The organism is Erwinia magellanica (assembly GCF_039023495.1).
Lineage (GTDB): Bacteria > Pseudomonadota > Gammaproteobacteria > Enterobacterales > Enterobacteriaceae > Erwinia.
The window spans coordinates 190,443-203,058 of record NZ_JBCHVC010000001.1; the positions used below are offsets into that span (position 1 = coordinate 190,443).

Annotated in this window: 12 protein-coding genes; 11 read left to right on the plus strand and 1 reads right to left on the minus strand. The window is 55.1% G+C overall.

What is annotated here, in order from left to right; translation table 11 throughout:
- Positions 1–28: 28 nt before the first annotated feature.
- The 11 genes from AAH450_RS00890 (at position 29) to AAH450_RS00940 (ending at position 11,990) form a co-directional block, all read left to right on the plus strand.
- Positions 29–1,570, plus strand: a complete 1,542-nt coding sequence (locus tag AAH450_RS00890; RefSeq protein WP_342908497.1) for a xylose ABC transporter ATP-binding protein — start codon at positions 29–31, stop codon at positions 1,568–1,570.
- Positions 1,548–2,729 carry a xylose ABC transporter permease XylH gene (xylH, locus tag AAH450_RS00895; RefSeq protein ID WP_342908498.1) on the plus strand — a complete coding sequence of 394 codons (1,182 nt, stop codon included), beginning with the start codon at positions 1,548–1,550 and terminating at the stop codon, positions 2,727–2,729. Before AAH450_RS00890 ends, xylH begins: the two co-directional genes overlap by 23 nt.
- 137 nt (positions 2,730–2,866) lie before the next feature.
- Positions 2,867–4,045 (plus strand): D-xylose utilization transcriptional activator XylR, encoded by a 1,179-nt coding sequence (gene xylR, locus AAH450_RS00900; protein WP_342908499.1) that lies wholly within the window; start codon positions 2,867–2,869, stop codon positions 4,043–4,045.
- A 215-nt stretch (positions 4,046–4,260) separates the two neighbouring features.
- Positions 4,261–5,277: a sulfate ABC transporter substrate-binding protein gene (locus AAH450_RS00905; protein ID WP_342908500.1), complete on the plus strand. Its 1,017-nt coding sequence runs from the start codon at positions 4,261–4,263 to the stop codon at positions 5,275–5,277.
- Entirely contained in the window at positions 5,277–6,110 is an 834-nt protein-coding gene (cysT, locus tag AAH450_RS00910; protein WP_306211403.1) for a sulfate/thiosulfate ABC transporter permease CysT, read from the plus strand. The genes AAH450_RS00905 and cysT overlap by 1 nt, the downstream gene beginning before the upstream one ends.
- Positions 6,110–6,985 carry a sulfate/thiosulfate ABC transporter permease CysW gene (gene cysW, locus AAH450_RS00915; protein ID WP_342908501.1) on the plus strand — a complete coding sequence of 292 codons (876 nt, stop codon included), beginning with the start codon at positions 6,110–6,112 and terminating at the stop codon, positions 6,983–6,985. Before cysT ends, cysW begins: the two co-directional genes overlap by 1 nt.
- Positions 6,975–8,063 (plus strand): sulfate/thiosulfate ABC transporter ATP-binding protein CysA, encoded by a 1,089-nt coding sequence (cysA, locus tag AAH450_RS00920; RefSeq protein ID WP_342908502.1) that lies wholly within the window; start codon positions 6,975–6,977, stop codon positions 8,061–8,063. The genes cysW and cysA overlap by 11 nt, the downstream gene beginning before the upstream one ends.
- An 80-nt stretch (positions 8,064–8,143) precedes the next feature.
- Complete coding sequence (gene cysM, locus AAH450_RS00925) at positions 8,144–9,022, plus strand: cysteine synthase CysM (protein WP_342908503.1); 879 nt, start codon at positions 8,144–8,146, stop codon at positions 9,020–9,022.
- 181 nt (positions 9,023–9,203) lie between these two features.
- Positions 9,204–9,884: a response regulator transcription factor gene (locus tag AAH450_RS00930; RefSeq protein ID WP_342908504.1), complete on the plus strand. Its 681-nt coding sequence runs from the start codon at positions 9,204–9,206 to the stop codon at positions 9,882–9,884.
- Entirely contained in the window at positions 9,881–11,230 is a 1,350-nt protein-coding gene (locus AAH450_RS00935; protein WP_342908505.1) for an ATP-binding protein, read from the plus strand. Before AAH450_RS00930 ends, AAH450_RS00935 begins: the two co-directional genes overlap by 4 nt.
- Positions 11,231–11,294: 64 nt before the next feature.
- Positions 11,295–11,990: a GntR family transcriptional regulator gene (locus AAH450_RS00940; RefSeq protein ID WP_342908506.1), complete on the plus strand. Its 696-nt coding sequence runs from the start codon at positions 11,295–11,297 to the stop codon at positions 11,988–11,990.
- A gap of 88 nt (positions 11,991–12,078) precedes the next feature.
- On the opposite strand, the gene crr is transcribed toward AAH450_RS00940, so the two are convergent.
- Entirely contained in the window at positions 12,079–12,582 is a 504-nt protein-coding gene (gene crr, locus AAH450_RS00945) for a PTS glucose transporter subunit IIA (protein ID WP_306211410.1), read from the minus strand.
- Positions 12,583–12,616 lie beyond the last annotated feature (34 nt).

Here is a 12,616-nt window from a genome sequence, read left to right on the forward strand (position 1 = left end):
TTTCTCATTTCAATGAATGGAGGAAGTTATGCCCTGTTTATTAGAGATGAAAAACATCACCAAACAATTTGGTGTTGTTAAAGCTGTGGATAATGTCAGCCTGAAAGTGGATGCGGGACAGGTGCTGTCACTCTGTGGAGAAAATGGTTCAGGGAAATCAACTTTAATGAAAGTGCTGTGTGGAATATATCCACACGGCACCTGGCAGGGCGATATTTATTTTAGCGGCGATCTGATTACGGCAAAAAGTATCCGTGAAACAGAACAAAAAGGCATCGCTATTATTCATCAGGAGCTGGCGCTGGTGAAACAGATGAGCGTGCTGGAAAACATGTTTCTCGGTAATGAATGGGGCCGCTATGGGCTGATGGATTATGAAGCGATGTATCTGCGCTGCCGGAAAATGCTGGCGCAGGTGAAGCTGAATGTTGACCCCAATACGCGGGTAGGCGAGCTGGGGTTGGGCCAGCAGCAGCTGGTTGAAATTGCCAAGGCGCTGAACAAACAGGTCCGGCTGCTGGTGCTGGATGAGCCGACCGCTTCTCTGACAGAGAGCGAGACCGAAACGCTGCTGGAGATAATCAGCGATCTGCGCGATCACGGCATCGCCTGCATCTATATCTCGCACAAGCTGAATGAGGTGAAAGCAATCTCCGATCTGATCTGCGTGATCCGTGACGGGCGGCATATCGCCACACGCTCCGCTGTGGGAATAACCGAGGAGGAGATTATCGCCATGATGGTCGGGCGTGAGTTAACGGAACTCTATCCGCAGGCACCCCATCAGATTGGCGAGATCATTTTGCAGGTGGACAACCTCACGGCCTGGCATCCTGTTAATCGCCATATCCGGCGGGTAAATGACGTTTCGTTTACCTTGCGGCGGGGTGAAATTTTGGGTGTGGCAGGGTTAGTAGGGTCGGGGCGAACCGAGACGATGCAGTGCATTTTTGGTGCCTATGCCGGGCGCTGGCAGGGGAGCATCTCCGTTAATAATCAACCGGTTCTTATTGAGCATTGTCGTCATGCGATGGCGCTGGGAATTGCCATGGTGCCTGAAGATCGTAAGCGTGACGGCATTGTGTCGGTAATGGGGGTGGGGGCCAATATTACCCTTGCGGCGCTGAAGAAATACAGCGGGCCTTTATCGATGCTGGATGAGGCGCAGGAGCAGGCGACCATTCGGGACTCGCTGGCAAGGTTAAAGGTAAAGACCTCATCATCCTTACTGGCTATTGGCCGGCTTAGCGGCGGTAACCAGCAAAAGGCTATTCTGGCGCGCTGCCTGCTGCTCAATCCGCAGATCCTTATCCTCGATGAACCGACCCGCGGCATTGATATTGGGGCGAAAGCAGAGATCTATAAATTGATCAATCAACTGGTGCAACAGGGCATTGCTGTGATTGTGGTCTCGTCTGAATTACCGGAAGTCCTGGGCCTGAGCGATCGGGTACTGGTTATGCATGAAGGGCGGATCAAAGCGGATTTGCTTAACCGCGATCTCACTCAGGAAAAGATAATGGAAGCCGCGTTGAGGAGTGACACCGATGTTGAAAAGCACGCAGTCTGAAATCAGTGCGCCCGTGAGGCAGAAAAAGCTGTGGCCAGGGGTAAAATCCCTGAATCTACAGGTCTTTGTCATGCTGGCCGCCATTCTTTTTATTATGCTCTTTTTCGCCTTCACCACCGAGGGGGCTTACCTTAGCGCGCGCAATATTTCGAACCTGCTGCGTCAGACGGCTATCACCGGCATTCTGGCGGTTGGAATGGTGTTTGTGATTGTTTCTGCGGAAATCGATCTCTCTGTCGGCTCGATGATGGGGCTGTTAGGCGGTGCGGCTGCCATCTTTGATGTCTGGCTGGGGTGGCCTTTGCCGCTCACTATTGTTGTTACGCTGCTGGCAGGTCTGCTGCTGGGCGCCTGGAACGGTTGGTGGGTCGCTTACCGTAAAGTGCCGTCGTTTATCGTTACCCTCGCCGGAATGCTCGCCTTTCGCGGCATTCTGATTGGCATCACCAACGGCACTACCGTTGCGCCAACCAGTAATGCAATGTCGCAGATTGGCCAAAGTTATCTGCCCGGTGGCGTGGGGTTTGGGATGGGTGCCGTGGGTCTGATGCTGTTTGTTGCCTGGCAGTGGCGCCGCCGTGCGCGTCGGGGTCAGTTGGGGCTGCCGGTGGCCGCTGCTGCTGGCGATATCACGCGGCAAAGCCTGATGGCGATCGTGGTGCTGGGCGCTATCTATCTGCTGAATGATTATCGGGGCGTTCCCACGCCTGTGCTGATCCTGACGGCACTGATGCTGGCGGGCATATTTATGGCTACGCGCACAGCTTTTGGCCGGCGTATTTATGCTATCGGCGGCAACATTGATGCAGCCCGTCTTTCCGGGGTGAACGTGGAGCGAACCAAGCTGGCGGTATTTGCTATCAACGGAGTAATGGTCGCTATCGCAGGCTTAATTCTCAGTTCACGCCTGGGGGCTGGCTCACCTTCCGCAGGCAATATTGCGGAACTGGATGCCATAGCCGCCTGCGTCATTGGCGGGACAAGTCTTGCCGGGGGCATTGGCAGCGTTGCCGGAGCGGTAATGGGCGCCTTTATTATGGCCTCGCTGGACAACGGCATGAGCATGCTGGATGTCCCGACCTTCTGGCAATATATCGTTAAAGGGGCAATCCTGCTGCTGGCGGTCTGGATGGACTCTGCCACCAAACGTCGTGTCTGAATACGCAGAATATCTGTCGTCATAACGGCAAGGAGAAAAGCAAAAGGTTCTGTTGCACCTCACAAAACTGACGGCCTTTTTCCTGCCCTTTTGATCTCTGTGCTATCCAGTAGCAGCGTGATTACAGGGGATTCGCAATGCTCAGAAAACGTTTCCGCATTACCTTGTTGTTTAATGCCAATAAAGTGTATGACCGCCAGGTGGTGGAAGGGGTAGGCGAATATCTTCAGGCCTCGCAGTGTGACTGGGACATATTTATTGAAGAAGACTTTCGCTGCCGCATCGATAATATCCGCGATTCGCTGGGCGACGGCGTCATCGCTGATTTTGATGACCGTGATATTGAAAAATCGCTCCACAACGTCAACGTGCCCATTGTCGGCGTAGGCGGCTCCTACCTACAGCCAGAGCACTATCCGCCCGTACATTATATCGCGACGGATAATCATGCGCTGGTAGAGGCCGCGTTTATGCACCTGAAAGAAAAAGGGCTGCATCGCTTCGCTTTTTACGGGCTGCCGCCGGAAGGGGGAAAGCGCTGGGCGCAGGAGCGTGAACAGGCGTTTCGTAATCTGGTGGCGGCGGAACAGTATCAGGGTGTGGTTTATCAGGGGATGGAAACCGCACCGGAAAACTGGCAATACGCCCAAAATCGCCTGGCTGACTGGGTACAGACGTTGCCGCAACAAACCGGCATTATTGCGGTGACGGATGCCCGCGCGCGCCACTTACTTCAGGTGTGCGAACATCTGGATATTGCCGTGCCGGAAAAGCTCTGCGTTATAGGGATTGATAATGAAGAGTTAACCCGCTATCTCTCACGCGTAGCGCTCTCTTCTGTGGTGCAGGGGACGCGCCAGATGGGCTACCGCGCGGCAAAATTACTGCATCAGTTGCTGAATGAGCGTGAACTGCCGCTGCAACGGATCCTGGTGCCGCCGGTAAAAGTGGTGGAGCGGCGTTCTACCGATTTCCGTTCCCTGCGCGATCCGGCGGTAATACAGGCGATGCACTATATCCGGCATCATGCCTGTAAAGGGATTAAGGTGGAGCAGGTTCTGGAGGCGATTGGCCTTTCTCGCTCTAATCTGGAGAAGCGTTTTAAAGATGAAACCGGCCAGACCATTCACGGCGTTATTCACAGTGAAAAGCTGGATCGGGCACGAAATTTATTGATCTTCAGCTCCCTTTCTATCAATGAGATTTCGCAGATGTGCGGCTATCCCTCTTTGCAGTACTTCTATTCTGTGTTTCGTAAAGATTACGATATGACGCCTAAAGAGCATCGGGCAAAATATGGCGAGAAACACTATTAAGAGAAAGTAGCCCCGCTATAAACAGCTCTCCCTTAAGCCAGCGCCTGCTATTCACACGCTCTTTTCCGTGGTTTGCATAACCAATTCCACTCGCTTATAGCGTTTTAAACTTCCAAATCACCAAACGGTATATAAAGCCGTTACTGGTTTTCATCGGGTTATAGATAAACTGAGTGCTCTTCAGGGCGCAAGCCGGAACGCTTTCAGGGTGCAACATGACGTTACCGACAGTGAAAAAAATCTTCAGCAGTGCCGCGTTTTCGCTGCTGCTGGCCGGGTCAGCTCAGGCTACAGAGCTGCTGAACAGCTCTTATGACGTCTCTCGCGAGCTGTTTGTCGCCCTGAATGCCCCTTTTGAGAAGCAGTGGGCGGAGCAGAATAATGGCGACAAGCTGACCATCAAACAGTCCCATGCTGGTTCCTCTAAACAGGCGCTGGCGATTTTACAGGGTCTGAAAGCTGACGTGGTGACCTATAACCAGGTGACTGACGTAGAGATCCTGCACGCTCGCGGCAACCTGATCCCGGCGGACTGGCAGAAACGTCTGCCGAATAACAGCTCCCCATTTTATTCGACCATGGCTTTTATGGTGCGTAAGGGCAACCCAAAGAACATCCACGACTGGAGCGATCTGGTGAAAAGTGATGTGAAGCTGGTGTTCCCGAACCCTAAAACCTCCGGCAATGGACGCTATACCTATCTTGCCGCCTGGGGAGCCGCCGATAAAGCGGATGGCAAAAACCAGGCGAAGACCAAAGAGTTTATGACCCGCTTTCTGAAAAACGTCGAAGTGTTTGATACCGGCGGTCGCGGGGCTACCACCACGTTCGTGGAGCGGGGGCAGGGCGACGTGCTGATCAGTTTTGAGTCAGAAGTGAATAACATCCGCAATCAGTACGCCAAAGAGGGCTATGAAGTGGTCGTCCCCAAAACCAATATTCTGGCGGAATTCCCGGTGGCCTGGGTGGATAAAAACATCAAGGCTAACGACACCGAAAAAGCGGCCAAAGCTTACCTGAATTATCTCTATACGCCTCAGGCGCAAAAAATTATTACGCAGTACTACTACCGCGTGAACAACCCTGAGCTGATGGCGCAGCAGAAAGAGCGCTTCCCGCCGGTGGAACTCTTCCGCGTTGAAGAGGCGTTTGGCGGCTGGGAGCAGGTGATGAAAACGCAGTTTGCCAGCGGTGGTGAGCTGGATAAATTGTTAGCCGCGGGACATCAGTAATGTTTGCCACCAGAAGTAAGCGTGTACTTCCAGGGTTTGGTATCAGCCTGGGCAGCAGCCTGTTTTTCACCTGCCTGATCCTGCTGCTGCCGATCAGCGCGCTGCTGATGCAGCTTTCGCAGATGACGCTCTCCCAGTACTGGGAAGTAATTACCAACCCGCAGGTAATGGCGGCCTATAAGGTGACGCTGCTCTCTGCCGGTGTCGCCTCCCTGTTTAACGCCTTTTTCGGCATGCTGATGGCGTGGATCCTGACCCGTTACCGTTTTCCGGGGCGCACGCTGCTGGATGGCCTGATGGATCTGCCTTTTGCCTTACCCACAGCCGTGGCGGGCCTGACGCTGGCCGGGCTGTTTTCTGTTAACGGCTGGTACGGTCAGTGGCTGGCGCAGTTTGATATCAAGGTCTCTTATACCTGGCTGGGCATTGCGGTAGCGATGGCGTTTACCAGCATTCCGTTTGTGGTGCGTACCGTACAGCCAGTGCTTGAAGAGCTGGGGCCAGAATATGAAGAAGCGGCAGAAACGCTGGGCGCCACGCCGTGGCAGAGCTTCCGCCGTGTTGTTCTGCCCGAGGTTGCACCAGCCTTGCTGGCGGGCACGGCGCTCTCTTTTACCCGTAGCCTGGGCGAGTTTGGCGCGGTGATCTTTATCGCTGGCAACATTGCATGGAAAACTGAAGTGACCTCGCTGATGATTTTTGTCCGACTACAGGAGTTCGATTATCCGGCAGCAAGCGCGATTGCTTCAGTGATCCTGGCCGCCTCGCTGCTGCTGCTGTTTGCGATTAACACCTTACAGAGCCGCTTTGGCCGTCGTATTGGAGGTCATTAATGGCTGACGTAACAGACTTAAAGGGCGTGAGCCGCAGCCGCCCCAACTGGGGCAAATGGGTTCTGATTGCGCTGGGCATGGTGATCTCGCTGGGACTGCTGGTGGTGCCGATGGCCGCCATCTTCGCCGGCGCCTTATCAGAAGGCATCGGCGCGGTGTTCAGCAACCTGCAAAATGGCGACATGCTGCACTCTATCTGGCTCACCATCCTGATGGCGCTGATAACCGTGCCGGTTAACCTGGTGTTCGGCACGCTGCTTGCCTGGCTGGTGACACGCTTTGATTTCCCAGGTCGTCAGCTGCTGCTGACGCTGTTCGATATTCCTTTTGCCGTGTCGCCGGTGGTGGCGGGGCTGATGTATCTGCTGTTCTGGGGCGTGAACGGTCCTGCTGGCGGCTGGCTGGATGCACATAACGTTGCACTGATGTTCTCCTGGCCGGGCATGGCGCTGGTCACCATCTTTGTGACCTGTCCCTTTGTGGTGCGTGAGCTGGTGCCGGTGATGCTCAGCCAGGGAAGCAACGAAGATGAAGCGGCAGTGCTGTTAGGGGCGTCGGGCTGGAAAATGTTCTGGCGAGTGACCCTGCCGAACATTCGCTGGGCGCTGCTTTATGGCCTGGTTTTAACCAATGCCCGTGCTATCGGCGAGTTTGGTGCGGTCTCGGTAGTCTCGGGATCGATTCGCGGCGAGACCTACACGCTGCCATTACAAGTTGAATTACTGCATCAGGATTACAACACCGTGGGCGCCTTTACGGCGGCGGGCCTGTTGACCCTGATAGCTATTATTACGCTGTTTCTGAAAAGCGGGCTGCAATGGCGGTTAGAGCAACAGCAGAAGCGCCTGCAACAGGAGGGAAACCATGAGCATTGATATCAGCAAAATTAACAAATCTTTCGGCCGTACCAAGGTCCTGAACGATATTTCACTGGATATCCCTTCTGGTCAGATGGTGGCGCTGCTTGGGCCTTCCGGCTCCGGGAAAACCACCTTACTGCGCATCATCGCCGGACTGGAAAGCCAGAGCAGCGGCCGCCTGAGTTTCCAGGGTAAAGACGTCACGCAGCTGCACGCCCGTGACCGTCATGTCGGGTTTGTGTTCCAGCATTATGCGCTGTTCCGCCACATGACGGTGTTTGACAACATTGCTTTTGGGCTGACCGTGCTGCCACGCCGTGAACGTCCTTCCGCAGCGGCTATCAAACAAAAAGTTACTAAGCTGCTGGAAATGGTACAGCTCAGCCACCTGGCGGCGCGTTTCCCCGCCCAGCTCTCCGGCGGCCAGAAACAGCGTGTAGCCCTGGCCCGTGCGCTGGCGGTTGAACCGGAAATCCTGCTGCTTGATGAACCCTTTGGCGCGCTGGATGCGCAGGTGCGTAAAGAGCTTCGTCGCTGGCTGCGTCAGCTGCATGAAGAGCTGAAATTCACCAGCGTCTTTGTGACGCACGACCAGGAAGAGGCGATGGAAGTGGCCGATCGTGTGGTGGTGATGAGCCAGGGCAACATCGAACAGGTTGGCGCGCCGGATGAAGTGTGGCGCGATCCCGCAACCCGCTTTGTGCTGGAGTTCCTGGGCGAAGTGAACCGTTTTGATGCTGAAGTGCATGGCTCGCAGTTCCACGTAGGGGCGCACCACTGGCCGCTGGGTTATGCACCTGCCCATCAGGGCGCGGTGGAGCTGTTCCTGCGCCCGTGGGAAGTTGACGTCAGCCGCCAGAGCAGCCTTGAAACGCCGCTGCCGGTGCAGGTACTGGAAGTCAGCCCTCGCGGCCACTACTGGCAGGTTACCGCGATACCGGCTGGCTGGGGCGAAGAGCCGATAACGCTGATAGTGGAAGGGATACAAACCGCGCCAGTGCGGGGCGAGCAGCTGTTTGTTGGCCTCCAGCAGGCGCGTCTCTATAAAGGCGAAACACCGCTGCGACAGGTTGCCTTTGCGCAAAGCGCCTGATATTTTCATTAACAACAGGGTCAGGCCAGCCTGGCCCTTTTTTATTGCCAGCTTTTCTGGCCTATCCCTGGGACCGCACAGTGACAACCTTAGAAAACACCATCGGCAACACGCCGCTGATTGGGCTTCAGCGCATGGGGCCTGACAACGGCAGTGAAATCTGGCTTAAGCTGGAAGGCAACAATCCAGCCGGTTCGGTAAAAGATCGCGCCGCTTATTCGATGATCCATCAGGCAGAGCTGCGGGGTGAAATTAAGCCCGGCGACCAGCTAATCGAAGCGACCAGCGGCAATACCGGCATTGCGCTGGCGATGATCGCCGCCATGAAAGGCTACGCCCTGAAGCTGCTGATGCCGGAAAACATGAGCGTTGAACGCCAGGCTGCGATGCGGGCCTATGGTGCGGAGCTGGTGTTAATCAGCCGTGAGCTGGGCATGGAAGGGGCACGCGACCAGGCGCTGGAGATGCAGGCCAGGGGTGAAGGTAAAGTGCTCGATCAATTTAATAATCCCGACAATCCGCTTGCCCACTACGCCACTACCGGGCCGGAAATCTGGCAGCAGTCCGCCGGGCGACTTACCCATTTCGTCTCCAGCATGGGGACAACCGGCACCATTACTGGCGTAGGGCGCTACCTGAAAGAGCAAAGTGACCGCGTACAGATTGTAGGATTGCAGCCGGAAGAGGGCAGCAGTATTCCGGGTATCCGGCGCTGGCCTTCCGCCTATCTGCCGGGTATCTATCAGCCCGATCTGGTAGACCGCGTGATAGATATGTCCCAGCAGGAAGCAGAACAGACCATGCGGCTACTGGCGCGCCAGGAAGGCGTTTTCTGCGGCGTAAGTTCCGGCGGTGCGGTTGCCGGAGCGCTGCGAATTGCACAAGAGCAGCCGGGGAGCATCGTGGTGGCAATTATCTGCGATCGCGGCGATCGCTATCTCTCCACTGGCGTCTATTAACCTTCCCAGCCTCTCTTTTCCCGCAGGTTGCCGTTTGCAGCCTGCGCTTTCAACAGCTTATCTTTCACCCCCTCGCTGCCGCCCCTTTTTCCTGCTGATACACTGTAAGGATTGGGTAAAACCTGCTGCTATTGTTTCAGCAACAGGTGAAAATAGCGGTTGGATCACTGAGAGAGACTGCATGAAAATTTTACTGGTCGACGACGATCTCGAACTGGGCACCATGCTCAGTCAGTACCTGATTGCTGAAGGATTTGATGCTTCGCTGGTATTAACCGGTAAAGCGGGTGTGCAAGGGGCGTTGTCAGGAGAGTATAACGCGATGATCCTGGATATTATGCTGCCCGATATGAGCGGTATCGACGTGCTGCGTCAGGTTCGCCAGAACTGCCGCCTGCCGGTGATTATGCTGACCGCTAAAGGGGACAACATCGACCGGGTCATCGGGCTGGAGATGGGCGCCGACGATTATGTGCCCAAACCCTGTTATCCGCGGGAGCTGGTGGCCAGGCTGCGTGCCGTACTGCGTCGTGTGGAAGAGCAGCCGATGATGGTAGAAAGTAAAGAGCTGGCCAGCTGGGGCGACCTGACGCTGAACCCGGCCACGCGCATCAGCGAGTGGAAAAAACAGCCCTTTGATCTGACGGCTTCAGAATTCAACCTGCTGGATCTGCTGCTGCGTTCTCCCGATCGGGTGGTGTCGAAAGATGAACTGTCTGAGAAAGGGTTGGGGCGTCCTCGTGAAGCTTATGACCGCAGCGTGGATGTGCATATCAGCAATATTCGCCAGAAACTGGCGGCTCTGACCCATGACACCATCAATATCGAAACGGTGCGCAGCATCGGCTATCGTATCCGATGAGAGCCGGTTTTAGCGGGCTGTTATTCTGGAAAATCCTGCTGGGGTTCTGGCTGACATTTCTGATCATGAGCCAGCTACTGTGGCTGGGCTTCACGCTTTACGGTAAGCACCACGAACCGCCGGAAAACCTGGCGGCGCGGCGCATCGTCAATCTGCAAATGACCTCTGCGGTTTCCGTATTGCAACGTGGCGGCATGGATGCGCTGAACGACATGATGGCCGACTGGTCAGATAACGACCGGCGTTTTTTCTCTGTTCAGCTGATGCCAAAGCCGCCGCAGGAGATGCCACGAGAAGATCTGAGCCGTAATTTACGGCCGGGAGATTTCCCCAAAGAGGTGATCGAGTGGGTGACGGGGGCTGACGGGCAGCAATACCAGCTCAGGTATGATGTGCAGGGACTGCGTGCAGACAGCATGATGGTCGGGCATCGCCATAATTTCCTTAACGTCCCGGAGCCGATGCTGTTTATTGCTGGCGGCGGCGGTCTGCTGTTCAGCCTGCTGCTGGCGTGGAACCTGACGCGGCCAATGCGCCAGCTTCGTGAAGGGTTTGCCCGCGTCTCTAAAGGCGACCTTTCCGTACGGCTGTTTCCCACCATGCGCAAACGCCATGATGAACTGTCGGTAGTGGCGCAGGATTTCGATGCGATGGTTGAGCGGCTCTCGGTGCTGGTCCAGGCCCGCGAGGCGCTGCTGCATGACGTCTCGCATGAGTTACGCTCTCCGCTGGCGCGTTTGCAGCTGGCTACGGGGCTGGCAAGACAGACGCCGGAATCGGTGGGCCAGTCGCTGGATCGGATTGATGAAGAGGCCAGACGGCTGGATAAAATGATTGGCGAACTGCTGACGCTCTCCCGCGCGGAGCATGAGTCGCTGCCCGATGAGCAATATTTCGACCTGCTTGGCCTGCTTGAGGCCGTCACCAATGATGCCCGTTATGAAGCGCAGGTGCCCGGCGTGGAGATCCAGCTCTACGCCGACGAGGCGGGAGAGTACACGGTAAAAGGCGATGCCAAGCTGATCAGGTCTGCGGTTGAGAACGTAGTGCGCAATGCGTTGCGCTTCTCGCTTCAGGGGCAGCAGGTCAGGATTTTTCTCAAGCAGGAGCAGGGCTGGCTGACTATCACCGTTATTGACCAGGGGCCTGGGGTGGATGCGGATAAGCTCTCCAGCATTTTCGACCCTTTCGTGCGGGTGAATTCCCCGCTTTCTGGTAAAGGCTATGGTCTGGGGCTTTCTATCGTGCGTAAAGTTCTGTTGGCGCATCAGGGCGACGTCAGTGCGGTTAACGGCAAGCATGGCGGGCTGGAACTGACGCTCCGGCTGCCGCACTGGGTAGTTTAATAAGTGATGCAGAGTGCTATTATTGATGGCTAAAATCGTCAGCAGTCACGTGCATGAGGTAAGGGTGAGTAAATCAGTAACCACTAAGCAACAGGAAGTGCAGCGCATTGTTGAAGCGTTGTCCCTCGCCATCGCCCAGCATCGTTTAAAACCGGGAACGCGGTTGGTTGAGGCGCAGATTGTTGAGGTACTGGAGGCGAACCGGAATCACGTTCAGTCGGCTTTGCAGCGGATGGCGTTACAGCATATCGTCACCATTGAACCAAACCGTGGTGCGATGGTAGCCAAGCCGGAAGCCCGTGAGGCGCGAGAGATTTTCACCGCCCGTCGGGCCATTGAGAGCGCGATTATTGCCTGTATCACTCCGGAGCTGATGGCGGTTCATCTCAGCGAGCTTGAAGCGCAGCAGAGAACGGAAAAAGAGGCCATTGCCCACCAGGATCGCCGCGATATCGTTCGTGAATTCAGCCGGTTCCACCTGTTGCTTGCTGATATCAGCGGGAATAAAGTGCTGAGTGAAATTCTGGCTAACCTGATGGTTCGCAGTTCGCTGATTGTTGCCCTTTATCAGCGTAATGATGTGCCTTCATGTCAGTGTGACGAGCATGGTGCCATCGTTGAGGCGCTGAAAGAGGGGGATTTAATCCGGGCGCAGAGCGTGATGAATGACCATCTGAACGAGCTGGAACAGCAGCTTGATCTGCATGACTTTTCACCGGATCCCTTAAGCCTGCGTCAGGCTCTTTCTCTCTCCTCCTGAGCTGGCTTTCGGGCTGGTTTGTGTCTGAGGTTAAGCCGAAAAAAAGCCCGCTGATTGCTCAGCGGGCTTTTTTATACGCAACAGGCCGTTACTTTTTGATGCGGATCACAGGCGTTTCGCCCACAACCACAGAACCTGTCAGTTTAACCAACTCTTTGATCTCATCCATGTTAGAGATGACAACCGGCGTCAGCGTAGATTTCGCTTTTTCTTCCAGAAGTGGCAGGTCGAATTCAATAACCACATCGCCTTTTTTCACTTTCTGGCCTTCTTCCGCGATGCGCTTAAAGCCTTCACCCTTCAGTTCAACCGTATCAATTCCGAAGTGGACAAACAGCTCGATGCCGTTGTCGGATTCAATGGAAAATGCATGATTGGTTTCGAAAATTTTCCCGATGGTGCCATCAACCGGCGCTACCATTTTATTGCCAGTAGGTTTGATAGCGATACCGTCGCCAACAATTTTCTCTGCAAACACCACGTCCGGTACGTCTTCGATATTGACGATTTCACCAGACAGCGGTGCTACGATCTCGATGGCTCCAGATGCGGTATCTGACTTATCGCCAAAAAGTTTTGAAAACAAACCCATGATCTTCTCCTAAGCAGTATTATTGGGCCAGCGT

Coding starts and splice junctions, on each gene's coding strand:
- AAH450_RS00890 (WP_342908497.1), top strand. CDS start 29: ATGCCCTGTTTATTAGAGATGAAAAACATCACCAAACAATTTGGTGTT.
- xylH (WP_342908498.1), top strand. CDS start 1,548: ATGTTGAAAAGCACGCAGTCTGAAATCAGTGCGCCCGTGAGGCAGAAA.
- xylR (WP_342908499.1), top strand. CDS start 2,867: ATGCTCAGAAAACGTTTCCGCATTACCTTGTTGTTTAATGCCAATAAA.
- AAH450_RS00905 (WP_342908500.1), top strand. CDS start 4,261: ATGACGTTACCGACAGTGAAAAAAATCTTCAGCAGTGCCGCGTTTTCG.
- cysT (WP_306211403.1), top strand. CDS start 5,277: ATGTTTGCCACCAGAAGTAAGCGTGTACTTCCAGGGTTTGGTATCAGC.
- cysW (WP_342908501.1), top strand. CDS start 6,110: ATGGCTGACGTAACAGACTTAAAGGGCGTGAGCCGCAGCCGCCCCAAC.
- cysA (WP_342908502.1), top strand. CDS start 6,975: ATGAGCATTGATATCAGCAAAATTAACAAATCTTTCGGCCGTACCAAG.
- AAH450_RS00930 (WP_342908504.1), top strand. CDS start 9,204: ATGAAAATTTTACTGGTCGACGACGATCTCGAACTGGGCACCATGCTC.
- AAH450_RS00935 (WP_342908505.1), top strand. CDS start 9,881: ATGAGAGCCGGTTTTAGCGGGCTGTTATTCTGGAAAATCCTGCTGGGG.
- crr (WP_306211410.1), bottom strand. CDS start 12,582: ATGGGTTTGTTTTCAAAACTTTTTGGCGATAAGTCAGATACCGCATCT.